The sequence below is a fragment of the Streptomyces sp. NPDC096079 genome, from assembly GCF_040303145.1.
In the GTDB taxonomy this organism is placed as follows: domain Bacteria; phylum Actinomycetota; class Actinomycetes; order Streptomycetales; family Streptomycetaceae; genus Streptomyces.
The window spans coordinates 196,425-218,762 of the sequence record NZ_JBEOST010000006.1; the positions used below are offsets into that span (position 1 = coordinate 196,425).

At 72.0% G+C, this 22,338-nt stretch carries 21 protein-coding genes; 14 read left to right on the forward strand and 7 right to left on the reverse strand.

Annotated elements, in window-relative coordinates; translation table 11 throughout:
* Positions 1–205 precede the first annotated feature (205 nt).
* The 3 genes from ABTY59_RS15220 to ABTY59_RS15230 all read right to left on the reverse strand — a co-directional run bounded on the left by ABTY59_RS15220 (position 206) and on the right by ABTY59_RS15230 (position 3,529).
* Positions 206–1,147, reverse strand: a complete 942-nt coding sequence (locus tag ABTY59_RS15220) for a hypothetical protein (RefSeq protein ID WP_352019391.1) — start codon at positions 1,145–1,147, stop codon at positions 206–208.
* A gap of 32 nt (positions 1,148–1,179) precedes the next feature.
* Positions 1,180–2,811 carry a DUF6801 domain-containing protein gene (locus ABTY59_RS15225; RefSeq protein ID WP_352019392.1) on the reverse strand — a complete coding sequence of 544 codons (1,632 nt, stop codon included), beginning with the start codon at positions 2,809–2,811 and terminating at the stop codon, positions 1,180–1,182.
* An 88-nt stretch (positions 2,812–2,899) separates the two neighbouring features.
* Positions 2,900–3,529 (reverse strand): hypothetical protein, encoded by a 630-nt coding sequence (locus ABTY59_RS15230; RefSeq protein ID WP_352019393.1) that lies wholly within the window; start codon positions 3,527–3,529, stop codon positions 2,900–2,902.
* 574 nt (positions 3,530–4,103) lie between these two features.
* Here ABTY59_RS15230 and ABTY59_RS15235 point away from each other — a divergent pair.
* From ABTY59_RS15235 to ABTY59_RS15295, 13 genes are read left to right on the forward strand one after another with little or no spacing between them, the layout of a single operon-like run.
* The gene (locus tag ABTY59_RS15235; RefSeq protein ID WP_352019394.1) at positions 4,104–5,114 is read left to right on the forward strand and encodes an ABC transporter ATP-binding protein; all 1,011 of its coding nucleotides are present in this window, start codon (positions 4,104–4,106) and stop codon (positions 5,112–5,114) included.
* Positions 5,111–5,875 (forward strand): MlaE family ABC transporter permease, encoded by a 765-nt coding sequence (locus ABTY59_RS15240; protein WP_093878139.1) that lies wholly within the window; start codon positions 5,111–5,113, stop codon positions 5,873–5,875. Before ABTY59_RS15235 ends, ABTY59_RS15240 begins: the two co-directional genes overlap by 4 nt.
* Positions 5,876–5,880: 5 nt before the next feature.
* Positions 5,881–6,687, forward strand: a complete 807-nt coding sequence (locus ABTY59_RS15245) for an MlaE family ABC transporter permease (protein ID WP_189801008.1) — start codon at positions 5,881–5,883, stop codon at positions 6,685–6,687.
* A gap of 1 nt (position 6,688) precedes the next feature.
* Positions 6,689–7,942 carry an MCE family protein gene (locus ABTY59_RS15250; RefSeq protein WP_352019395.1) on the forward strand — a complete coding sequence of 418 codons (1,254 nt, stop codon included), beginning with the start codon at positions 6,689–6,691 and terminating at the stop codon, positions 7,940–7,942.
* The gene (locus ABTY59_RS15255) at positions 7,939–8,994 is read left to right on the forward strand and encodes an MCE family protein (protein ID WP_352019396.1); all 1,056 of its coding nucleotides are present in this window, start codon (positions 7,939–7,941) and stop codon (positions 8,992–8,994) included. Before ABTY59_RS15250 ends, ABTY59_RS15255 begins: the two co-directional genes overlap by 4 nt.
* Positions 8,991–10,040 carry an MCE family protein gene (locus ABTY59_RS15260; RefSeq protein ID WP_352019397.1) on the forward strand — a complete coding sequence of 350 codons (1,050 nt, stop codon included), beginning with the start codon at positions 8,991–8,993 and terminating at the stop codon, positions 10,038–10,040. The genes ABTY59_RS15255 and ABTY59_RS15260 overlap by 4 nt, the downstream gene beginning before the upstream one ends.
* A 28-nt stretch (positions 10,041–10,068) precedes the next feature.
* Positions 10,069–11,091 carry an MCE family protein gene (locus tag ABTY59_RS15265; RefSeq protein WP_352019398.1) on the forward strand — a complete coding sequence of 341 codons (1,023 nt, stop codon included), beginning with the start codon at positions 10,069–10,071 and terminating at the stop codon, positions 11,089–11,091.
* Positions 11,088–12,305 carry an MCE family protein gene (locus ABTY59_RS15270; RefSeq protein WP_352019399.1) on the forward strand — a complete coding sequence of 406 codons (1,218 nt, stop codon included), beginning with the start codon at positions 11,088–11,090 and terminating at the stop codon, positions 12,303–12,305. The genes ABTY59_RS15265 and ABTY59_RS15270 overlap by 4 nt, the downstream gene beginning before the upstream one ends.
* The gene (locus ABTY59_RS15275) at positions 12,302–13,576 is read left to right on the forward strand and encodes an MCE family protein (RefSeq protein WP_352019400.1); all 1,275 of its coding nucleotides are present in this window, start codon (positions 12,302–12,304) and stop codon (positions 13,574–13,576) included. Before ABTY59_RS15270 ends, ABTY59_RS15275 begins: the two co-directional genes overlap by 4 nt.
* Entirely contained in the window at positions 13,573–14,112 is a 540-nt protein-coding gene (locus tag ABTY59_RS15280) for a hypothetical protein (RefSeq protein ID WP_352019401.1), read from the forward strand. The genes ABTY59_RS15275 and ABTY59_RS15280 overlap by 4 nt, the downstream gene beginning before the upstream one ends.
* The gene (locus tag ABTY59_RS15285) at positions 14,109–14,837 is read left to right on the forward strand and encodes a hypothetical protein (RefSeq protein WP_352019402.1); all 729 of its coding nucleotides are present in this window, start codon (positions 14,109–14,111) and stop codon (positions 14,835–14,837) included. Before ABTY59_RS15280 ends, ABTY59_RS15285 begins: the two co-directional genes overlap by 4 nt.
* A 26-nt stretch (positions 14,838–14,863) precedes the next feature.
* Positions 14,864–15,406: an Rv1363c family protein gene (locus tag ABTY59_RS15290; RefSeq protein WP_352019403.1), complete on the forward strand. Its 543-nt coding sequence runs from the start codon at positions 14,864–14,866 to the stop codon at positions 15,404–15,406.
* Between the two features lie 51 nt (positions 15,407–15,457).
* Entirely contained in the window at positions 15,458–16,198 is a 741-nt protein-coding gene (locus tag ABTY59_RS15295; protein ID WP_352019404.1) for a hypothetical protein, read from the forward strand.
* A 24-nt stretch (positions 16,199–16,222) separates the two neighbouring features.
* Here ABTY59_RS15295 and ABTY59_RS15300 read toward each other — a convergent pair whose 3' ends face one another.
* The 4 genes from ABTY59_RS15300 to ABTY59_RS15315 form a co-directional block, all read right to left on the reverse strand.
* Positions 16,223–16,981 (reverse strand): class I SAM-dependent methyltransferase, encoded by a 759-nt coding sequence (locus ABTY59_RS15300; protein WP_352019405.1) that lies wholly within the window; start codon positions 16,979–16,981, stop codon positions 16,223–16,225.
* A 212-nt stretch (positions 16,982–17,193) separates the two neighbouring features.
* Positions 17,194–19,140, reverse strand: a complete 1,947-nt coding sequence (locus ABTY59_RS15305) for an ABC transporter permease (RefSeq protein WP_352019406.1) — start codon at positions 19,138–19,140, stop codon at positions 17,194–17,196.
* 98 nt (positions 19,141–19,238) lie between these two features.
* Positions 19,239–20,054 carry a molybdate ABC transporter substrate-binding protein gene (gene modA, locus ABTY59_RS15310; protein ID WP_352019407.1) on the reverse strand — a complete coding sequence of 272 codons (816 nt, stop codon included), beginning with the start codon at positions 20,052–20,054 and terminating at the stop codon, positions 19,239–19,241.
* Positions 20,055–20,146: 92 nt separating this feature from the next.
* On the reverse strand, positions 20,147–20,533 hold the full coding sequence (locus ABTY59_RS15315; protein WP_352019408.1) for a TOBE domain-containing protein: 387 nt from the start codon (positions 20,531–20,533) through the stop codon (positions 20,147–20,149).
* A 270-nt stretch (positions 20,534–20,803) separates the two neighbouring features.
* Between ABTY59_RS15315 and ABTY59_RS15320 the strand changes: the two genes are divergently transcribed.
* Positions 20,804–22,333, forward strand: coding sequence for a PucR family transcriptional regulator (locus tag ABTY59_RS15320; RefSeq protein ID WP_352019409.1), 1,530 nt, complete (start codon positions 20,804–20,806; stop codon positions 22,331–22,333).
* Positions 22,334–22,338 lie beyond the last annotated feature (5 nt).

Here is a 22,338-nt window from a genome sequence, read left to right on the forward strand (position 1 = left end):
CCTTGCTCTCCTGCGCGACCGGTGGGGAGCGGCGGTGCGGCGCCCTGCCTGGATGGTGGGCGCCGCCATGGCCGTCAGGTGCGTACCAACGGGGACTGCTGAAGCTAAATCAACTGCTGTGTGCTGTACACAACTTGCGCAAGAGTTGGTGTTCCCGGAGGCCCGTGGGCCGCCGAGTAGGCCGGGAATCGCCCCTGGTTGGCCGTTACCTGACGGCCGAGTGCCAGTTCCGGGACAGCACCTTTCCGGCGTCGGGGGCGACGACCCCGGGGGCGTAGAGCCCGGTCAGATAGGTCTGGGTGTTGTTCAGGGTGAGGCTGTTCCTCCCGGCCGCGGAGGGCAGCCCCGTCTTGAGGTTGACCGCGCCGTTGACCAGGCCGAGGCCCAGGCCGCAGCCGCTGGCGCCGGGGACGGCGAAGGAGGTGTCGACCTGGGTGGAGCCGAGGATGTTGAGGCGGCTCATGTCGCCTTCCTCGTTCGCGGAGCCGTCGCCGTTGGAGCGCTCGACGCCGAAGTCGGGCGAGGTCTTGTTGCTCGGGCGCAGGATGATCGGGTTCGCCTTCGTCCCGATGTAGCAGTTGCTGCCGAGGAACGGGTTCTCCAGGTGGATGCGGACCGGGATGGCCACGATCGGCATGTCCGTGAGGACGCCCGCGATCTGGTCGAAGTCCGAGGGCGTGCCGACCGACTCCATGGTGGCGGTGATCTTGTTGAGCTTGGCGTCGGACAGCTGCCGGCAGATGTCGGTGATGAACGGGATGTCGCTGGGACACATCAGCCCGAGCAGGCCGCCGGGGACGGTGGCGGAGTCCGCGATGATCGCGCCGGCGGGCGGGGCGACGACGGAGCTGGTGCCGTCGGCGTTCTGGATCACGCCGATCTGGAGGTTGGTCTTCCCGGTGATGACCGTCGTGTTGCCGAGCTTGATGGAGCCGGAGACCGAGCTGGAGGAGACGCACTGGGGCGACTGGTCGAGGCCGTCGGCGGCGAGCATGGCGGGTGCGTCCACGGGACAGCGGTCGAACGGCGCCCAGCTGCCGTTCAGCTGCGGGGAGGACGCGGTCGCCGTGCCGAGGGAGGCGAAGGCGCCGAGCGCGGTCAGCGCGGAGAGGGTGGCGAGTCTCGTACGGGAGGAGACGAGGGACATGGCGGATGCCTTCCGTCGGGAGAGGGGGTGGTTCAGCGTGCGGGCTTGGGGATCACCAGGGGCTGGCGGTCGTCGGTGCACTGGTCCGGAGGGGGTGTCTCGACGCCCACGGAGCAGGTCTGGCCCTGGATCTGCTTGACGTGGTTGCCGGGGCCGGAGATGGAGGCGGTGAGGAGCCGGTCGAGGTTCTCGCCGCCGGCGCCGCAGCCCTTGAACGCGGGGATCGTCACCTCACCGGTGAGCGGGCCCCCACTGGTCAGGAGATAGCCGGTGGCGTCCGTGCCGTTGATGAGCTGGCCCTTGCCCAGGAGGACCAGATGGTCTCCGGGGTACTTGGCGGGGGTGGGCTCGGGGGAGCCGAGCGGCTTCTCCGTACGGCAGGAGGGGCCGACGTCGAGCCGGGTGCCGTTGACCTGGACGTCGAGGACGCGCAGGACCAGGGGGACCCGGATGTAGGTCTCGGCGAGGTTGTCGGGGAAGACCAGGAGGACGTCGGACGTGACGGTCATGGGGCCCGCCTGCTCCAGGACCAGCGTCGCCGTCGTCGGGGCGAAGCCGAACGTCAGGAAGGTGGCCTTGAAGGGCGGGGTCTGCTTGCGTCCTCCGTACGAGAGGTCGCCCGTGGACGTCTGGTAGAGGTGCATGCTGCCGTCCGGCAGGATCACGAACTCCGGCTGTCCCTGCTCGATCAGGACGCAGGACACCGGGATGACGTTGGCGCCGTTCAGCTTGCGCACGTTGGAGTAGCCGGTGATGTACGCCGACAGGGACGTGGGGGTCGGGTTCCTGGTGACGCAGGGCGGGGCGGTCGGCCGGGCCGCGGGGGCGCCGGTCCCGTCCTCGCCGGCCGTCGTCAGGCCCCGGCCCGCGGGCTTCCCGGCCACCGGGCCCCGCGTGCCCCCGTCCGTCCCGCCCTTGCCGCCCGGGAGCGCCGGGGTCGCCCGGTCCGCCGGGAGCGACGGCCGGGGGACGTGCGGGGCGGGGACGGACGGCCGGGGGACGGGCGACGACGGGGGCGGGCCGCTCGGCTCGGGGGAGGGGGTGCCGGTGCCGACCGGGACCGTGGCGAGCAGGGTGCGCGCGTCCTCGCCGGGGACGCAGGCGACGGAGAGGGACGCGGGGCTGGTCGGCGCCCCGTCGGCAGTGCTCGGGGCGAGGTCCAGGGTGAGGCCGCCGGCGGTGAGGGTCAGGTCGCCGGCGGCGTCCGTCGTCAGGATCGGCACGTCGCCGCTGGTGGTGAGGGTGAGGGGCCCCTCCGCGGGGACGTCGAGCGGCTGTGCCGTCCCGCGCCACGAGGCCTCCGTGTGCTGCCCGTTCTGGCCCGCTCCCACGGCGAGCAGGCTCTCCGCCCGTACCGTGGCGGCCTGGAGGGCGGCGAGGTCGGCGACGGCGGCGGCCGGGAGCTCCACCGTCGTGGTGACGTCGGTCGGCCGTATCTCCTCGCCCGGGACGGCTCGTTCGGGGAAGGCCGCCGTGATCCGTACCGTCGCGGGCCGCTGACCCGAGGGCAGGGCACAGACGTAGGGCAGCGAGGCGTCGACCTTCAGTGTCCCCACGGCGACGGCCGCCGCGGGGAGCAGGGGTGCGAGCGCCACGAACGCGGCGATCGTCGCGCCGCGGACGCGGGCGCGGGAGGATCGAGGGGTGGGCCCGTGGCCTCTCATCTGTTGCTCCGCTCGGGTCGTTCGTACGCGGACAGGCCGCGTCCGCCCGGCCGGGGTCGCCGGCCGGGCGGACGCGGGTCCTGCGTCCTTACGGGTTGGAACCGACGATCGTCGGGATGACCGTGCCGGACTTGACGAGGTAGGTGCCCTTGAACGTGGGCTTGGCACCGACCGGGACGGCGGAGCCGCAGTTGGTCGACGAGACGACGGTGAGCTCGCCCGCGACGCTGTTGACGGCCAGCGCGCCCGTGGAGTTGGTGTACGTGCCGGAGGCCTTGCCCGTCACGCGGAAGACACAGGCGCCGACGGTCACCTTGGCGTCGACGTTGCCGACGTAGCCCTTGGTGACCCCGGTCGCCGCGGTGTAGTCCTGCGCCACGACGGTCCACGGCGTGGTCGCGACCGTGCTCACGTTGCCGAGGACGCTGGTGCAGGGCGCGCCCGTGGCGCCGAACGCGATGGAGCTGATGGAGGCCACCGTGGCGGGGTTGCCGGTGGCGCTCGCCATCGTGCCCGCGGCGGTCGACTTCGTACACGTCATGGCGATGCCGTTGACGCTGAGGACGACGTTGCCGCTGTTGGCCGCGGTGAAGCTGGCCGGCGTGGGGTTGACGGTCCATACCGTCGAGGGCACCGCCGAGGCGGGCGCCGCCGCGAGGGCGAACGCGGCCGAGGCGGCTCCGGCGACGACGGCGAGCTTTCTGATCGGCTTGTTCATGGCTCTGGGACTCTCCTTGGGGATTGACCGGCAGAGGGGTGGCCGCGGTGGGGGTCGAGCGGCCGGCGGACCGATATTTCTCGGCCGCGAAACCAGACGTTACTTGCGGGAAACTTAGCTGAACAATGGCGGAGTCCAAGATTCTTTGGAGTTCTCGCATTGCCTGTCAAGTGGGTGAGCGATGGCGAGAATCCCCTTGGTTCCGGGGTGCGCAATGTCGACAATTCTGATCGATCGCCGGGAACCCGTACTGCTCTCTGCGGTGACAAGAGGCAGAGCGGAACTGTCTCCCGCCTGATAAATGCGGCGCTGTTTGATTCCGTGCCCGGAAAACTCGGAATCCAGTATTGCCGCGAGAGGTTACTCGGCCGTAGCGTTCCCACGGCGGCGCACCGCCGCAGGTCGGCGCAGCTCTGTGTCTCCACGGAGACAAGTTCCGATCCCGACCTTGTCTCCGCGGTGACAAATACGGGAGCGGATCAAGAAAAGTGGCACCCGCCTATTGTCCGGAAGATCCGGACCGACTTACCGTGCGCCCGCAGCGCACACCCGACACACGCTTGCTGGAGGTGGGATGGGAATCGAAGTAGTCGTTGAGGGTCTGACCATGTCCTTTGGCAAGCAGAACATCTGGCAGGACGTGTCGCTGACCCTGCCGGCCGGAGAGGTCAGCGTCATGCTCGGCCCTTCCGGAACCGGCAAGACGGTCTTCCTGAAATCGCTCATCGGACTGCTGAAACCCCAGCAGGGCCGTGTCCTCATCAATGGTGTCGACATGGTCAGCAGTCCCGAACGCGACATCTACGAGACCCGGAAGCTCTTCGGCCTCATGTTCCAGGACGGCGCCCTGTTCGGCTCCATGAGCCTCTTCGACAACATCGCCTTCCCCCTGCGCGAGCACACCCGCAAGCGCGAGTCCGAGATCCGGCGCATCGTCATGGAGCGCATCGAACTCGTCGGCCTGCTCGGCGCCGAGGACAAGCTGCCGGGCGAGATCAGCGGCGGCATGCGCAAACGAGCCGGACTGGCCCGCGCGCTCGTGCTCGACCCCCAGATCGTCCTCTGCGACGAACCGGACTCCGGGCTCGACCCCGTCCGCACCGCGTACCTCTCGCAGCTGCTGATCGACCTCAACGCGCGCATCGACGCGACGATGCTGATCGTCACCCACAACCTCGACATCGCCGCCACCGTCCCCGACAACATGGGGATGTTCTTCCGGCGCCGACTGGTCACCTTCGGCCCCCGCGAAGTCCTTCTCACCAGCGACGAACCGGTCGTGACCCAGTTCCTCGCCGGCCGCCGCGAAGGCCCCATCGGCATGTCCGAGGAGAAGGACGCCGCCCTCCTCGCCGCCGAGGCGGAGAACCCCGCCGGCCACTCCACGGCGCCCCGCGTCATCGTCCCGCAGCTGGAGCCTTCCCCCGGCCTGCCGCCCCGCGCCGCCGTCACCCGCCGCCGCGAACGCGTCCTCGGCATGCTCGACCAGCTGCCGCCCGCCGCCCGCACCGCCATCCGCGACACCTACGCGCGCGGCGCCGAGGCGCCCACCCTGACCATGCCCGCCCCCGGGAGCGGCTCGTGATCGCCGGCGCGCTGCGGCAGACCGGCCGCCTCTTCGCGCTCGCCGCCGAGGTGAGCCGGGCCGTCTTCCGCCGGCCGTTCCAGTTCCGGGAGTTCGTCGAACAGTTCTGGTTCGTCGCGAGCGTCACGATCCTGCCCGCCGCGCTCGTCTCCATCCCGTTCGGCGCCGTCATCGCCCTCCAGGTCGGCTCCCTCACCCAGCAGCTGGGCGCCCAGTCGTTCACCGGCGGCGCCAGCGTCCTCGCCGTCATCCAGCAGGCCAGCCCCCTCATCGTGGCCCTCCTGATCGCCGGCGCCGGCGGCTCCGCCATCTGCGCCGACCTCGGCTCCCGCAAGATCCGCGAGGAACTCGACGCGATGGAGGTCATGGGCGTCTCGCCCGTGCAGCGGCTCGTCGTCCCGCGCGTCCTCGCCACCATGGCCGTCGCCGTGCTCCTCAACGGCATGGTCTCGGTCGTCGGCACCCTGGGCGGCTACTTCTTCAACATCGTCCTCCAGGGCGGCACCCCCGGCGCGTACCTCTCCAGCTTCTCCGCCCTGGCCCAGCTGCCCGACCTCTACATCAGCGAACTCAAGGCCCTGATCTTCGGGTTCATCGCCGGCATCGTGGCCGCCTACCGGGGGCTCAACCCGCGCGGCGGACCCAAGGGGGTCGGCGACGCCGTCAACCAGTCCGTCGTCATCACCTTCATGCTGCTGTTCTTCGTGAACATGGTGCTGACGGGCATCTACCTGCAGATCGTCCCGCCGAAGGGAGGCTGAGACCGATGGCCTCCCCGTTCGTGTGGCTCGACCGGTCCGGCGACCAGCTCCTGTTCTACGTCCGCGCCCTGCTCTGGATCCCGAGGACGCTGCGCCGCTATCTCAAGGAGGTGCAACGCCTGCTCGCCGAGGTCGCCTTCGGCTCCGGCGGACTCGGCGTCATCGGCGGCACCATCGGCGTCATGATCGCGATGACCCTGTTCACCGGCACCGTCGTCGGACTCCAGGGCTACGCCGCCCTCGAACAGATCGGCACCGCCGCCTTCACCGGCTTCGTCTCCGCCTACTTCAACACCCGCGAGATCGCCCCGCTCGTCGCCGGACTCGCCCTCTCCGCCACCGTCGGCGCCGGATTCACCGCACAGCTCGGCGCCATGCGCATCAACGAGGAGGTCGACGCCCTCGAAGGCATGGGCATCCGCTCCATGCCGTACCTCGTCACCACCCGCATCATCGCGGGCGTCGTCGCGATCGTCCCGCTCTACGCGATCGGGCTGCTCTCCTCCTACCTGGCCTCCCGCTATGTGACGGTCCTCTTCAACGGCCAGTCGCAGGGGACCTACGACCACTACTTCAACCTCTTCCTGTCACCGACGGACGTCCTCCTCTCGGTGCTGAAAGTGCTGATCTTCAGCGTGATGGTGATCATCGCCCACTGCTACTACGGCTTCCGCGCCTCCGGCGGCCCCGCCGGCGTCGGCATCGCAGTCGGCCGCTCCGTACGCAACGCGATCGTGCTGATCAGCGTCACCGACTTCTTCCTGTCGCTGGCCCTCTGGGGCGCGACCACGACCGTGAAGGTGGCGGGGTGAGATGAGCGACACACGTGCCGAGACCGTCCGCCGCCGGTTCGCCGGCGTCGTCTTCCTGCTCGTCCCCGTCCTGCTCGCCTCGCTCGCGGTCGCCGTCTACGACAAACGCTTCACGGACTCCGACCCGATCACCGTCGAGACCGGCAGCGTCGGCAACGAGATGCACCTCGGCGCCGAGGTGAAACTGCGCGGCGTCGTCATCGGCGAGGTCCGCGCCATCGACGCCATCGACGGCGGAGCCCGCCTCACCCTCGCCATGCGGCCCGGGACCCTGCGCCACGTCCCCTCCGACGTACGCGCCCAGATGCTGCCCACCACCCTCTTCGGCGAACGCTTCGTGGCCCTCGTCCCGCCCGCGAACGCCTCCACGCGCACGCTCGGCCCCGGAGCCGTCATCCCCGAGGACCGTTCCGGCAACGCCGTGGAGCTCCAGCAGGTCCTCGACAACGTCCTGCCCCTGCTCACCGCCGTCCAGCCGCAGAAACTCTCGGCGACCCTGTCCGCCGTCTCCCGCGCCCTGGAAGGGCGCGGCGACAAGCTCGGCGAGACGCTCGCCGAACTCGACGCCCACCTGCGCGAGTTCAACCCCCACCTGCCCGCCCTCACCCGCGATCTGAAAGAACTCGTGAAGGTCAGCCACCTCTACGCCGACGCCGCCCCGGACATCGTCACGGCGCTCACCGACTTCACCACCACCAGCGGCACCCTCGCCGAGAAGGAGGGCGAGCTGGCCGGGACCTTCGGCGCCACGACCCGGACCGCCCAGGACCTCACCGCCTTCCTGCGGCAGAACAAGGACAACATCATCCGGCTGAGCGCCACCGGCAGGCCCACCCTGGAACTCCTCGCCGAGTACTCCCCGTCCTTCCCCTGCACCCTGCGCACCCTCGCGCAGTTCGTGCCCGCCATGGACAAGGCCCTCGGCAAGGGAACGAACCAGCCCGGACTGCACGTCGAGGTGACCACCGTCCCCTCGCGCGGCGCGTACGTCCCCGGCCGTGACACGCCCTCGTACGGCTCCGGCGGCGGCCCGCGCTGCTATCCCGTGCCGTACCTCGGCGTCCCCGTCGCACCCGCCGTGCGGGCGTCCGCCGCGGCCGACCAGGAACTCGGCCCCGCCAACTCCCCGCAGGAGAACGACCTCGTCAACGAACTCCTCGCCCCCGCCGCCAAGAAGGCTCCCGGTGACCTGCCGGACTGGAGCAGCCTGCTCGCCGGCCCCGCGTTCCGGGGTGCGGAGGTGACCCTCCGATGACGACGAAACCCACCCACACGCGGCGCCGCGGCCTGACCGGGACCGTCCTGAAGTCCCTCGCGTTCGTCCTGGTCACCGCCCTCGCCACCACCGTCCTCGGCTTCAGCATCGCCAACACCGGCGTCGGCTCCGCCACCCGCACCTACAAGGCGCTGTTCACCGACGTCACCGGCCTCGTCGAGGGCGACTCCGTGCGGATCGCCGGAGTGAAGGTGGGGGAGGTGACCGACGTCCGCGTCGTCGAACGGCGCACCGCCCAGGTCACCTTCTCCGTCCGCGAGGACCGGGCCCTGCCCCGGTCGGCGACCGCCGCCGTGAAGTACCTCAACATGGTCGGGCAGCGGTACGTCTCCCTCGGCCGCGGCACCGGCGACCTCGGCGGCACCCTGGAGCCCGGGGACACCATCCCGCTCGACCGCACCACACCCGCACTCGACCTGACCCTGCTCTTCAACGGCTTCAAGCCGCTCTTCGAAGGGCTCTCGCCCGCCGACGTCAACGACCTCGCCGGCTCCCTCGTCCAAGTCCTCCAGGGCGAGAGCGGCACCGTCGACAGCCTCCTGCGGCACATCGGCTCCCTCACCACGACCGTGGCCGCCAAGGACAAGGTCATCGGTCAGGTCGTCACCCACCTCAACACCGTCCTCACCACCCTCAACAACCGCGAAGCCGGCTTCAACGACCTCGTCGTCACCCTCCAGAAGCTCGTCACCGGCTTCAACACCGACCGCAAACCCCTCGGCGAGGCCGTCCAGGCCATCGGCGACCTCACCACGACGACCGCCGGACTCCTCCAGGAGGGGCGCGCCCCTCTCAAGAAGGACATCCGCGAACTCGGCCGCCTCTCCGGGACCCTCGGCGACCACACCCCCAGCATCGAGGCCTTCCTCGCGCGCACCCCCGGCAAGATGACGGCCCTGGCCCGCCTCTCCTCGTACGGATCGTGGTTCAACCTCTACCTCTGCGAGGCGCGCGTGAGCGGCGTGGGAACCTCCGACGGCTCCAAGCCGCCGACCGGCATCGCCGTCACCGAGACGAGGTGCCGCGGATGAGCTCCCGCCCCCTGTTCAAGCCGGTCAAGGAACGCAACCCCGTCGGCGTCGCCGTCGTCGGCCTGGTCGTCCTGGCCGTCCTCGCCGTCCTCGCCTACAACGTGGAACGGCTGCCCCTCGTCGGCGGAGACACCGCCTACAGCGCCGACTTCACCGAGGCCGCAGGGCTCGACGCCGGCGACGAGGTCCGCATCGCCGGAGTGAAGGTCGGCAAGGTCACCGAGGTCGCCCTCGACGGACCCAAGGTCAAGGTGACGTTCGAGGTCGGCGACGCCTGGGTCGGCGACCGGTCGACCGCCGCCATCGCCATCAAGACCCTGCTGGGCGAGAAGTACCTGGCGCTCGACCCGCTCGGCTCCGCCCCGCTCGACCCCGGCACCCGCATCCCGCAGTCCCGCACGACCTCGCCGTACGACGTGACGCAGGCCTTCCAGGACCTCAGCAGCACCGTCGACGCCGTCGACACCGAGAAGCTGGAAGAGAGCTTCCGGACGATCTCCGACACCTTCAAGAACTCGCCCCCGCACGTGCGCACCGCCGCCACCGGACTCTCCGAGCTGTCGAAGTCGGTCTCCAAGCGGGACACCCAGCTCGCCGAACTCCTGCGGAACAGCGCGAAGTTCACCAAGACCCTGAAGGACAGGAAGTCCAGCTTCGAGATCCTCCTGGAGGACGGCGGTTCGCTGCTCGGCGAGCTGGAGAAACGCCGCGAGGCCATCCGCGCCCTGCTCAAGGGCAGCCGGGACCTCGGCACCGAACTCAGCGGACTCGTCGGCGACAACAACCGGCAACTCGGCCCCACCCTCAAGGCCCTCAGCCGCGTCACCGGGGTCCTGGAGAAGAACAGCGGCCAGCTCGACAAGACGCTCGCGCTCATCGGCCCCTACTACCGGCTCGTCGGCAACACCCTCGGCAGCGGCCGCTGGTTCGACAGCTACCTGTGCGGCGTGGTGCCCCGCACCTATCTGCCCGAGTCCTCGCAGCCCAGGACCGGATGCCTGCCGCCGAAACAGACGGCGACGGCCAAGGGAAGCGGGGAACGATGACCAAGCCCAGCAAGGGGAGCGGTGAACGATGACCAAGCCCAGAAGACCGCTCGTCGCCGGCCTCGCCCTCGCGGTGCTCGCCGCCTGCGGCCTCGTCGCCGTCCGCGTCCTCGACGACGACGGCATCCGCGTCACCGCCTACTTCGACCGGGCGGTCGGCATCTACGCCGGATCCGACCTCCGCGTCCTGGGCGTCCGCGTCGGAGAGGTGGAATCCGTGGAACCCCAGGGAACCCGCGTCCGTGTCGAACTCCGCCTCGACGAAGGCATCCGCGTCCCCGCCGACGCACGGGCCCTCGTCGTCGCACCGAGCATCGTCGCCGACCGGTACGTCCAGCTCACCCCCGCCTACAGCAGCGGGCCCGCGCTCGCCGACGGAGCCCAGCTCCCCGCCGCCCGCAACCGCACCCCCGTGGAGATCGACCAGCTCTACGCCTCGATCACCGAACTGAGCGAGGCACTCGGCCCCGACGGCGCCAACTCCGCCGGAGCCCTCTCCGAACTCCTCGACACCGGAGCGAAGAACCTCAAGGGCAACGGCACGGCCATCGGCACCTCCATCGAACAGTTCGGCAAGGCGGCCAAGACCCTCGACGGCAGCAGCGACGACCTGTTCACCAGCCTCGGCCGGCTCCAGACCTTCACCACCATGCTCAAGGAGAAGGACGGCGACGTCCGCACCGCACAGGAACGCCTGGACGAGGTCGTCGGCTACTTCGCCGAGAACAAGGACGACCTCGCCGGCGCCCTCAAGGAACTCGGCAAGGCCCTCGCCCAGGTCAAGACCTTCATCAAGGACAACCGCGGCGAGCTCAAGAAGAACATCGACCGGCTCGTGCCCCTCACCCAGACCCTCGTCGACCAGCGTGCCTCGCTCGCGGAGGCGCTCGACGTCGCGCCGCTCGCCGCGGGCAACGTCGTCAACGCCTACAACCCGGCCACCCGCACCCTCGACGGCCGCGCCAACCTCAACGAGATCAGCGCGGGCGGCCCGCTGCTGCCCCTGCCGGTCACCGGCGCCTCGGCGAGCACCGGAGAGGGGAAACGATGAGACGGGCCACCCCGCCCTCCCGCAAGGCCGTCGCTGCGGGCGCCGTCGGCGCCGTCGCCCTCGGCCTCGCGATCGCCGTCGTCCTCGGCGCCGGCCCCGCCCGGCCCGTGCGCTTCGACGGCATCGAGGACCTCCCGCTGCCCGGCGGCGCCGACCTCGGCTCCCACCCCTACACGGTCACCGCCGAACTCGACGACGTCCTGAGCCTCGTCCCGCAGTCGGCGGTCAAGGTCAACGACGTCGCCGTCGGCCGCGTCACCGCCATCGAGCTGGGAAACGGCACCTGGTCCGCCCGGGTCACCCTGAAGATCAACGGTGACGTCCGGCTCCCCGCCGACGCAGGCGCCCGCCTCGAACAGTCCAGCCTCCTCGGCGAGAAGTACATCCAGCTCGTCGCCCCCCGGAAGGACGACGGCGCGCGCCTCACCGACGGCGGCGTCATCCCGCTCGCCCGGACCAGCCGCAACACGGAGGTCGAGGAGGTGTTCGGCGCGCTGTCCCTGCTCCTCAACGGCGGCGGCGTCAACCAGCTCAAGACCATCACCCGGGAACTCAACGCCGCCCTCGGCGGACGCGAACCCGAGGTCCGCTCGATGCTCGCCCGCGTCAACACCCTCGTGACCACCCTGGACGCCCACCGCGGCGACATCACCGCCGCCCTCGACGGCGTCAACCGGCTCTCCGCCACCCTCGCCGGACGCAAGAAGGACGTCGACACCGTCCTCACCGGCCTCTCGCCCGGCCTGAAGACGCTCGAGAACCAGCGGGGCTCCCTGCTCACCATGCTCCGCGCCCTGGACACCCTCTCCGGCGTCGCCGTCTCCACCGTCGACGCCAGCAAGAAGGACATGATCGCCGACCTCAAGGCCCTGGCACCCACCCTCACCGCCCTCGCGGACGCCGGCGCCGACCTGCCCGACTCCCTGCAGGTCCTCCTCACGTACCCCTTCACCGACGAGGTGATGCGCGGCATCAAGGGCGACTACCTCAACACCTATCTGCACCTCGCGGCAGCCCCCGGCACCGAGGTCATCCCGCCCCTGATCCCGAAGGCGGAACCCACCCCCACCCCCGCCCCGACCACCCCGGGCAGCACCGCGCGCGGGCGGGCCGGAACGAACAGCGGCCCCTCGGCCCTGCCGCTGCCCCCCGTCTCCCCGAGCACCCCGCCGGCCCCCGCCACCCCATCCAAGGACGGAGGCGAGAAGCGGTGATCACCCGCACCGTACGGCTCAAGAACCTCGCGTTCCTCGTCATCGCCGTGCTCGTCCTCGGCTTCGTCGGCGTCCGCTACGCCGACCTCGGCCGCTACGCCGGCGTCGCCGACCACTACACCGTGCGCGTCCACCTCGCCCGTACGGGCGGACTGTTCACCCACTCCGACGTCACCTACCGGGGCGTCTCCGTGGGCCGCGTCGGCGCCATCGACCTCACCGCCGACGGAGTCGTCGCCGAACTGCGCATCAAGAACTCGGCGCCCCTCATCCCCGCCGACGCGCGCGCCGTCGTCGCCGGACTCTCCGCCGTCGGCGAGCAGTACATCGACCTGCGCCCCGAGAGCGACGGCGCGCCGTACCTCGCCGACGGCGCCCGCATCGAACAGTCCGACACCGAGGTCCCGGCACCCGTCACCGACGTGCTCGCGAGCATGGACGAGCTCACCCGCTCCGTCCCCCTGGACTCCCTGCGCACGGTCGTCGACGAACTCGGCAAGGCCTTCGAGGGACACGGCGACGACCTCCAGGTCCTCCTCGACAGCGGCAGCCGCTTCGTCGACGCCGCCGACCGCTCCCTGCCGGCCACCACGCGGCTCATCGACGACGGCGAGACCGTCCTGCGGACCCAGGCCGACGAGAGCCGCGCCATCCGGGACTTCGCGACCGGCGCCCGTGACCTCGCCGCCACCCTCAAGGGCTCCGACGCCGACCTCCGCCGCCTCCTCGCCGTCACCCCCGACGCGACCGGCCAGGTCAGCGGCCTCCTGCGCGACCTCGACCCCAGCCTCAGCGTCGTCCTCGCCAACCTCCTCACCACCTCGGAGATCGCCGTCACCCGCCAGCGCGGCACGGAGGAACTCCTCGTGAAGTTCCCGGCGGCCGTCTCCGCGGGAGCCACCACCGTCGACGGAGGGCACGTGAACTTCGGCATGGCCGTCACCTTCTTCAAGCCACTGCCCTGCACCACCGGATACGGCGGTACGCGCTACCGCAACGGACTCGACCTGGGCACCGCGCCCGCACTCAACACCGGCGCCTCCTGCACGGCCTCCGCCGCAGGCGGGGTCAACGTACGCGGCTCGGCGCACGCCCCCGGAAGCGGCGTCGTGCCGACCCCCGCGAAGCCCGGCTCCCTGCCCTCAGGCGGCGCCCGCACCACGACGGGCGGCCGGGCCGCCCTGCCCGGCGCGCTCGCCCTGGCCGGCGCGAACGGCGGCCCGACCGACATGGCGGGTCTCCTCGGCCTGGACACCGGGAGCACCCGATGAACCGCGCGAAGGCGCTCGCCACCGGAGCCCTCGTCCTCGCCCTGGGCTTCTGCGGCACCGGCGCCTGGACGTACGCCACGGCCCGTACCGACGAGGAGCTCACCTTCGGCCGGGAACGCGACACCGCGCTCGCCGAGGGCAGGAGCCGCGTGACCGTCCTGAACACGCTCGACGCCTCGACCCGCGAGCGCGCCGAAGCCGGCGTCCAGGCCTGGCGCGACGCCTCCACCGGAGCGCTCCGCACCGAACTGGGCCGCACCGAACCGGCGGTGGGCGCCTCCGCGCGCGCCACCGTCACGGAGGCGGCGCTCACGGCGCTCGACGCCAGGGCCGGCACCGCGAAGCTCATCGCGACGGTACGCGTCGACGTCACCCCGCGCGGCGCCTCCACCCCGACGACCGACCGCAAACGCCTGGAAGCGGTCCTGACCCGCACGGGCGAGAACACCTGGAAGGTCGCGGCACTGAGCGCGGTGCCCGTCACGGGCGCGCAGCGGAGCGGGGACGGCACGACGGAGGAGGGCGGGGACGAGTGACGCGACTGCTGCGGAAGACGGACGCCGAGGAGCCGGAGGCCGACGGGCACGAGGCATCGGGGGCGCTCGGGAACGACGACCCGCACGAAGAGCCCGACACCACGGAGAGCAAGACCGAAGCGAGGGACGACGAGGAGGCGGACGGACCCGAAGCCACGGACCCGGACGGACCCGAAGCCACGGACCCGGACGGGACCGGAGACGCCGTCAGGACCCGGCGACTCGGCCTCACCTGGCGGAGCGGTGCCCTCGCCGCCGCGCTCGCCGTCCTCCTCGTCGCCGGGGCCGGCTTCTTCCACGCCGCCCACCAGCTGCGCTCCGCCCCGTCGGCCCGCAACCAGGCGCTCACCGACACCGGGGCCACCGACCGCGTCAGCGGCGACGTCGCCGACGGACTCGCCCGGGTCTTCTCCTACGCCCCGGCCGACACCGCCGCCGCCGAGCGGTCCGCCGCCGTCGTGCTCGCGGGCCGCGCGGCCCGCCAGTACGGCGAACTGCTCGCCCAGGTCCGCGCGAACCTGGTCGAGCAGCGCATCACCCTCTCGACCCAGGCCGTCCGCACCGGGGTGATCGAGCTCGACGGGGACAACGCGCGCGTGCTCGTCTTCCTCGACCAGACCTCGCGCCGCGACAAGGCAGCCCCTACCTCCGCCGCCGCCCAGCTCACCGTCACCGCGAAGCTCCAGGGGGACCGGTGGCGGATCGTCGACATCCAGACCCGCTGACGACGAGCGGGAGACAGGAGAAACCCATGACACGCCAGGTCCGCGCCTCGGCGGGCAAGCGGCCGGCCCTGGCCGTGGCCCTCGTGCTCACGCTCGTCGCCGGCGGCTTCGCGGCCTGGGAGGGCCGGAGCTGGTACGCCGCGGCCCACGACGACTCCGCGGCGTACGCGGCGCAGCGCGACCGGGCGCTCGCGGCGGGGGAGCAGGCCGTGCAGAACCTCAACACGCTGGACCACCGGCGGGTGGACGAGGGCCTCGACCTCTGGGAGACCTCGACGACCGGCGAACTGCACCAGCAACTGGTCGACGGACGCGCGGAGTTCACCAGTCAGGTGAAGACGGCGAAGACGGTGACCTCGGCCCGGGTGCTGTCCGGGGCCGTCACGGAGCTCGACGACCGCGCCGGACGGGCCCGGCTGCTCGTCGCGCTGCGCATCACCGTCACGACGCCGGACGACAAGAGCTCGGAGAAGGACAGCCGGATGCTGGGTGAACTCACCCGCGCCGACGGCCAGTGGAAGCTCAGTGCTCTGGGGCAGGCCCCTGTGGGCGGTACGGCGACCGGCTGATCCGGCCCGTCCCGTACGCGAGAGCCACCAGCACCCGAAAGGACACGCACGATGCCGACGCCCCGCCACCACCTCAACCGCCAGCGCCGCCGCCGGGCCCTCGCCGACCACCCGGCCGGCGCGTCCAGGACCCACGCGCCCGTCGGCCTGCTGCCCGAGCCGGAGCCCCGGCCGGAGCCGGACGCCGGTCCCGCACCCGCGTCGGAGCGGGAGCCGAGGACCCACGCGGGCGCCGCGGCACCGGCACGCGCGTCGACGCGGCGGTGGCCCTCCCCCCTGGTCGTCCTCTGCGTCCTGACCCTCCTCCTCGGCGGCTTCGCGGGGTGGGCGCACCACAGGGCGGGCGGTCTGCGGGAGGACCCCGCGCGCGGCAACACGGCCCTCACCGACATCGCCCGGACCAGTGAGATCAAGGGCCAGACCGCCGCGGCCGTCGCCGCCCTCTTCTCGTACGACCACGCCGACACGGCACCCTTCGAGCGCGCGGGGAAGACCCTCCTCACCGGCAAGGCGGTGGCCCAGCACAAGACGCTGTTCAGCGGGGTGCTCGCCCGGGCAGCCGAGCAGAAGACGGTGATCACCACGACGGTCACCGACAGCGCGGTCGAGCGGATCGACGGCGACCGGGCCCGGGTGCTGGTGTACGCCGACCAGAGCAGCGTCAGCACGGCCGGAACCGGCAAGGCGAAGGCCGATGACCAAGGTGTCTACGCGGGTGCCATGTTCGCCCTGGACGTCGTGCGCCGCGACGGCCGCTGGCTCGTCGAGAACATCGACACCTTCGGCCGCTGACGGGCCCTCAGGGCAAGCTCCCTCTCACGGCACCGCGCGGACGACGACGAGGGAGCCCTGGTACGTCGACCGCGTCCGCAGGTGACCGAGGCGTGCGTCCCAGGCGCCGGACTCCAGGTCGCGGCGCAGGGTGCGGTCGAAGCGCTCGCGGGCCTCGTCGCCGACGAAGCTCCAGGCCGAGCAGGGCTGTCGCGCGGCGGGATCGAGCAGCATCTCGGGGCGGCCGTAGTAGGCCTCGTTGAAGGCGTCGGTGCAGTCGAGCGGGATCGGTACGGCCTCGACGGCGACCGTGCCGCCCAGCGCCTCGGCGATCTCCGCGACGGGCGGGTGGCGGCGGGCCTCCGTGGCGAGGACGTCGGGGGCGTACGCGTCCAGCCAGAAGTCCCGTACGAGCGCGGGGTCGCAGGTCAGGACGGTGACCGGGCCGCGCGTCACGCGGCGCATCTCCCGCAGGCCGGCGGTGACGTCGCTCCACTGGTGCACGCTGAAGAGCGTCATCGCCGCGTCGAACTCCCCGTCGGCGAACGGCAGGTCCTCGGCGACGGCGTCGACGGCCGCGGACAGTCCGTCCGGGCGCCTGGCCCGCATGGCGGCGGACGGTTCGACGGCGGTCACCGTGCCGCCGACGCCCTCGTACGAACCGGCGCCCGCGCCCACGTTGAGCACGGACCGGGCCTCGCCGAGGGAGGCCGCGATGAAGCGGGCGATCCGCTCGTCGGGCCGACGCGGGGCCGTGTGGTGTCCGACGCCGCCGACGCGGCCCTCGTGCGTACGGGTCGTCATCTGCCTTACCTCGCCTCGTGAGCAGGAACAGCGGAAGCGACGGCGCTCCGTTCGGAGCCGCCCTCGCTCGGCGCCGCCGCTGGGACCGGCGCACCACCATCCTGTATTTGCGGGGAGTGATTCCGCAATCACCTCACGAATGCTTGGCTGATCACCCAGTTCGGCGCGCATCTGAGATGTGGAGCTTTGGAGGTGCCGACAGGCGTCGGTGTTCAGAGGGCGACGACCGTCGCCTCGGTCGCCTTGACGCTGGTCCACACGGGCACCCCGTCGGCGAGGCCGAGTTCGGCGGCGGCCTGCGGGGTGATCTCCGCGACGAGGTCGGGGGCCTCGTCCGAGGTGATGAGCACCCGCAGCCTGCTTCCACTGGCCGTGATCTCGCGTACGGTGCCGGGCCAGACGTTACGGGGGCTGCCGGCGGGCTTCTGGCGGTGGACGGACACCGCCTCGGGCGCCACGATCGCGAGCGCCGGGGTGCCGGTGGCCGGCGGTTCGGCGGCGACCAGGGTGCCGCCGCCGTCCAGGTCGAGGCCGTCCGCGGTGGCGGTGCCGGGCCAGGCGTTGCGGCCGAGCATCCGGGCGACCCAGGGGGAGCGGGGGTGCCGGGTGACCTCGGAGGGGCTGTCGTCCTGGAGCGCGCGGCCCTCGTCGAGCACGAGCACCCGGTCGGCGAGGGAGACCGCCTCGACGGGGTCGTGGGTGACGATGAGGCAGACCCCGCCGAAGCGCGCGAGATGGGTCCGCAGGGTGTGCCGCACGTGCGAGCGGGTGGTCTGGTCGAGGGCGGCGAGCGGCTCGTCGAGGACGAGGAGCCGGGGGCGCGCGGCCAGGGCCCGGGCGAGCGCGACCCGCTGGGCCTGGCCGCCGGACAGCTGGCCGGGACGGCGGTGGGCGAGGTGGCCGACGGCGAGCCGGTCGAGCCAGTGCTGCGCCTCGCGCCGCGCCTGCGCGCGGGCGACTCCCTGGGCGCGCAGGCCGTAGGCGGTGTTGGAGAGTGCCGACATGTGCGGGAAGAGGGCGCCGTCCTGCGGCACCCAGGCGACGCGCCTCCGGTGCGGGGGGAGCGCGGTGACGTCGGTGCCGCCGAGGGTCAGGTCGGCGTGGGCGCGGGGGGTGAGGCCCAGGAGGGCGCGGAGCAGGGTCGTCTTGCCGGCGCCGTTGGGTCCGACGACGGCGATGGTGGTGCCGGGTTCCGCGTCCAGGGTGAGCCGGGTGAAGCCGGTGACCTCGGCGTGCAACGACCAGCGTTCCTCCGGCCGGTTCGTCCCGGGGAGGGCCGTCGCGGGCGCTTCGGGGGCCGGTTCCCCGGTGGTGTCGGTGTCCGGGGCGGGTGCGGGCCGGGGCGTGCGGTCCACCGGGGTGCCGGTCCACCGGCCGCGCAGGGCGACGAGCACGCCCATGGCGATGGCGAGCAGGAGCAGGGAGACGGAGGTGGCCGCCTCGGGCTCCTCCTGGAGCAGCAGGTAGACGTGGAGCGGCAGGGTCTGGGTGGTGCCGGGCAGGTTGCCGGCGAACGTGATGGTCGCGCCGAACTCGCCCAGCGCCCGCGCCCAGGTGAGGGCGGCGCCCGCGACGACCCCGGGCGCCACCATCGGCAGCGTCACGGTGAAGAACACCCGGACCGGTGAGGCGCCGAGCGACGCCGCCGTCTCCTCGTACCGCGGCCGGAGCCCGCCGAGGGCGCCCTCCAGACTGATCACCAGGAAGGGCATGGCGACGAAGGTCGCCGCGAGGACGGCGCCGGAGGTGTGGAAGGGGAAGGTGATCCCGAACGTCGACTCCAGCCAGGGGCCGAGGAGGCCGCGCCGGCCGAAGGCGAGGAGCAGCGCGACACCGCCGACGGTGGGCGGCAGGACCATCGGCAGCAGGACCAGGGAGCGGACGAGCGCCTTGCCGGGGAACCGCACGCGGGCGAGCAGCCAGGCCAGGGGAACCCCGAGGAGCAGCGCGAGCCCGAGCGCCCAGAACGAGACGAGCAACGAGAGTTTGAGCGCCTCGACGGTGCCCGGCGAGCCGAGGTGGCCGGCGAGTTCGCTCCACTCGGTCCGTACGAGGATCCCGATCAGAGGCAGCGTCAGGAACGCCACGGCGAGCAGCGCGGGCAGCGCCAGTGCCAGCGGCGGACGGGTACCGGGCCCGCGCGTGCCGGTGTGTTTCATCGAGTGACCCCGCAGAGACGACGACATGAGGACGAGGGGCTGTCCATTCCCCCGGGACGGACAGCCCCTCATTCTTGACCCTGAGCGCGCGCCCGCGGTTACGGCTTCTGGAAGCCGGCGTCCTGGAGGATCTTCTGGCCCTCGGGCGAGGAGAGCCAGGCGACGAACGCGGCGGCGGCCTCCGCGTTCTTCGAGTCCTTCAGCGTGGCGGCGGGGTACTTGGCGATCGCGTTCTGGTCGTCGGGGATCGCGACGGCCTCGACCTTGTCCTTGGCGCTCTCGGCGTCCGTCTTGTAGACGAGACCGGCGTCGGCCTCGCCCAGCTCGACCTTGCTGAGCACGGCGCGCACGTTCGGCTCCTGGGAGACCGGCTTCACCGTGATCTTCTGGGCGTCGAGGATCTGCTTGCTGTACTTGCCGGCCGGGACCTCGGGCGCGGCGAGGACGACCTTGAGCTTGGTGTCGGCCAGGTCCTTCAGGTCGTCGACCTTGAAGGGGTTGCCCTTGCCGGTGGCGATGACGAGCCGGTTCTTCGCGATGATCGCCGGCGTGCTCGTGTCGGCCTTCACCTTGTCCATGCTCTTGGTGTCGGCGGTGACCAGGACGTCGGCGGGAGAGCCCTGCGAGACCTGGGCCACGAGCTCCTGCGAGCCGGCGAAGGAGAAGGTGACCTTCGTGCCCGGGTGGGACTTCTCGTAGGCGGCGCCGGCCGTCTTGAAGACGTTGGTGAGGGAGGCCGCGGCGAGCACCGTGAGGTTCGCCTGGGGCGCGGTGCTCGCGGAGCCGGACGGAGTCGAGCCGCCGGTGTCCTCCTTCTTGTCGTCGCTCGAACACGCCGCGAGCGGGACCAGCAGCGCGGCGGTGAGGACGGCGGCGGCGGTGCGGCGTCTGGCGGGGGTGAGGGTGAGGGCCATGAAGGTCTGATCTCCTTGGGACGAACGGGAAAGCGGGATGGGATGCCGGCCGCGCCGACGGCCGAGGTCCTGCGGTGGTGCGTGAGGGGTGGTCAGGTGCGGTCGATGTGCACGCTGGTCGATTTCACGCGGGCGGTGGCCTGCATGCCGACTTCCAGTCCCAGCTCCTCCACGGCCTCACGGGTGAGGAGCGAGACCAGGCGGTGCGGTCCGGCCTGGATGGTCACCTGGGCCGCGATGTCGCCGAGCTTGATCCCGGTCACGATGCCCGGGAAGGCGTTGCGCGCCGAGGTGTAGGACGCGTCGTCGTCGCTGTGGGCGATCTCGGTGGAGAAGGCCGCGAGCGACTTGGCGTCGATGACGCGCCGACCGCTCTCGTCGCGGTGCGTCGCGACCCGGCCGGCGTCCGCCCAGCGCCGCGCGGTGTCGGGGCTGACGCCCAGCAACCGTGCGGCCTGCCCGATCGTGTAGGACTGCATGTGCGACACCGTAGGTCGATCGGCCTCTCATCTGCAACAAGCCCGTAGGACCCTCCATCGCGAATGCGAGACCAGTTGGAGAAAGGTACGGGGCGGGGTGCGGGTGTCGCGCGGGCCGGTGGAGAACCTCCATGCCGGACGGCCCGTTCCTGGGGGAACATCCGAGAGGTGTTTCGCGCCATTGGCTTGGCATCTACGATGATGCGACTCGCAATCGGCTGGTGAATGTGAGGCACGGGCCTCTGTCCGTGAGCACACGAGGAGTTCCACATGCAGGTCGATCACCTTCTCCGCCTCGACCGTCTCGACCTCTCGTTGGTCTGGGGGGACGACGCCCTCCTCGGCCAGGAGATCGGCGGCGTGACGGCGACCGATCTCGAGGACCCGGCGCGGTTCCTCCAGCCGGGCGAGATCGTGCTCAGCGGCCTCGTGTGGTGGGCGCGGGACGGGGACCCGCTCAAGACCGACCGGTTCGTCTCCGCCCTGCGCGAGGCGGGCGCGGTGGCGCTGCTCGCCGGCGAGGAGACCCACGGAGAGGTGCCGAAGCAGCTCGTGGACGCCTGCCGCAGCCACCGCGTCGCCCTGCTCGGCGTACCGGCGCACACCACCTTCCGGGCGATCACCGAGGCCGTCTACCTCCGGCAGTGGGGCGAACTGAGCCGCCGTCCCACCGATCACTACGCGCTGCCCGAGAACGTCCGCGTCGACCTCGACCGGGCCCTCGAACGCGGCGCGCCGGCGGGCGAGCTGCTCGACCTCGCCTTCGCGCACCTCGGCACCCCCGCCAGCCATCTGCTCACCGGCAGCGGCCGCACGGTCGCCCGGACCACGAGAGCGCCTGAACTCCCGGCGCGGCGCGCGGCGGAGGCGCTGCGCGGGCGGCACGGCACGGCCGTGCGGATCGAGGCCGACGACAGCGTCTTCGACACCTGGTACCTGCACCTGCCGGAGGACGACCACGTGCCTCCCCGGATCCTCCACGAGATCGGCGAACTCATCGGCCGCCACCGCCGCCGCCAGGACCGTCGGACGGCACCCCGCAGGCAGGCCCAGGAGGAGCTGGTGACCCGGGTGTGCGCGGCGTACGGGGAGGCGAACGGCCTGGAGGAGGGCCTCCGTTCCTGTGGGCTCGCCGACGCCGCCGCGTACACCGTGGTGGTCGCGTCGGCCGGCGACCCGGGAGACCGGGGCGACGCCGCCGCGGCGCTCACGGAGGCGCTGCGGCACCAGGAGGCGGTCGCGTTCGCCGTGGCCGGACGCGGCGAGGGCGAGGCCGTCGCGGTCCTCGCCCACGAGCCCGACCCGGACGGGCGGGTGGCGGAGCGGCTCCGCGAGGTGTGGCCGCTGCTCCACGCCTGCCGACCCGGCTCCGCGCTGCACGCGGGCGTCAGCGACCCCGTCCCCGGGCCCGCCCGGCTGCGCGGCGCCCTCGCCCAGGCCCGCTACGCCCTCGCGGGCGCCCGCTCGACGGCACCGGCGGCGGCGAAGGTGGCGCGCCTCGCCGACCTCGCCGACCTCAGGACGCTCCTCGCCGGCATTCCGGCCGACGTACGGGCGGTGTACCTGGACACCGTGCTCGGGCCGCTGCTGCGCGCGGGCAAGGGCTCGCACGCGACACTCCTGGAGACCCTGGAGGTGTTCCTGGCGCACAACTGCTCCTGGGCCAGGACCGCGGAGGCCCTGCACCTGCACGTGAACACGGTCCACTACCGCATCGACCGCATCCAGGCCCTCACCGGCCGGGACCTGTCCCGCCTCGACCACAAGCTCGACCTGAGGGCGGCGCTGCTCTGCCGCTGAGCGGG

Excerpts from the sequence above, each read along its gene's own strand:
- ABTY59_RS15250 (WP_352019395.1), top strand. The coding sequence starts at position 6,689 with ATGAGCGACACACGTGCCGAGACCGTCCGCCGCCGGTTCGCCGGCGTC.
- ABTY59_RS15260 (WP_352019397.1), top strand. The coding sequence starts at position 8,991 with ATGAGCTCCCGCCCCCTGTTCAAGCCGGTCAAGGAACGCAACCCCGTC.
- ABTY59_RS15280 (WP_352019401.1), top strand. The coding sequence starts at position 13,573 with ATGAACCGCGCGAAGGCGCTCGCCACCGGAGCCCTCGTCCTCGCCCTG.
- ABTY59_RS15270 (WP_352019399.1), top strand. The coding sequence starts at position 11,088 with ATGAGACGGGCCACCCCGCCCTCCCGCAAGGCCGTCGCTGCGGGCGCC.
- ABTY59_RS15300 (WP_352019405.1), bottom strand. The coding sequence starts at position 16,981 with ATGACGACCCGTACGCACGAGGGCCGCGTCGGCGGCGTCGGACACCAC.
- ABTY59_RS15225 (WP_352019392.1), bottom strand. The coding sequence starts at position 2,811 with ATGAGAGGCCACGGGCCCACCCCTCGATCCTCCCGCGCCCGCGTCCGC.
- modA (WP_352019407.1), bottom strand. The coding sequence starts at position 20,054 with ATGGCCCTCACCCTCACCCCCGCCAGACGCCGCACCGCCGCCGCCGTC.
- ABTY59_RS15220 (WP_352019391.1), bottom strand. The coding sequence starts at position 1,147 with ATGTCCCTCGTCTCCTCCCGTACGAGACTCGCCACCCTCTCCGCGCTG.
- ABTY59_RS15315 (WP_352019408.1), bottom strand. The coding sequence starts at position 20,533 with ATGCAGTCCTACACGATCGGGCAGGCCGCACGGTTGCTGGGCGTCAGC.
- ABTY59_RS15235 (WP_352019394.1), top strand. The coding sequence starts at position 4,104 with ATGGGAATCGAAGTAGTCGTTGAGGGTCTGACCATGTCCTTTGGCAAG.
- ABTY59_RS15305 (WP_352019406.1), bottom strand. The coding sequence starts at position 19,140 with ATGAAACACACCGGCACGCGCGGGCCCGGTACCCGTCCGCCGCTGGCA.
- ABTY59_RS15265 (WP_352019398.1), top strand. The coding sequence starts at position 10,069 with ATGACCAAGCCCAGAAGACCGCTCGTCGCCGGCCTCGCCCTCGCGGTG.
- ABTY59_RS15255 (WP_352019396.1), top strand. The coding sequence starts at position 7,939 with ATGACGACGAAACCCACCCACACGCGGCGCCGCGGCCTGACCGGGACC.
- ABTY59_RS15230 (WP_352019393.1), bottom strand. The coding sequence starts at position 3,529 with ATGAACAAGCCGATCAGAAAGCTCGCCGTCGTCGCCGGAGCCGCCTCG.
- ABTY59_RS15245 (WP_189801008.1), top strand. The coding sequence starts at position 5,881 with ATGGCCTCCCCGTTCGTGTGGCTCGACCGGTCCGGCGACCAGCTCCTG.
- ABTY59_RS15295 (WP_352019404.1), top strand. The coding sequence starts at position 15,458 with ATGCCGACGCCCCGCCACCACCTCAACCGCCAGCGCCGCCGCCGGGCC.
- ABTY59_RS15320 (WP_352019409.1), top strand. The coding sequence starts at position 20,804 with ATGCAGGTCGATCACCTTCTCCGCCTCGACCGTCTCGACCTCTCGTTG.
- ABTY59_RS15290 (WP_352019403.1), top strand. The coding sequence starts at position 14,864 with ATGACACGCCAGGTCCGCGCCTCGGCGGGCAAGCGGCCGGCCCTGGCC.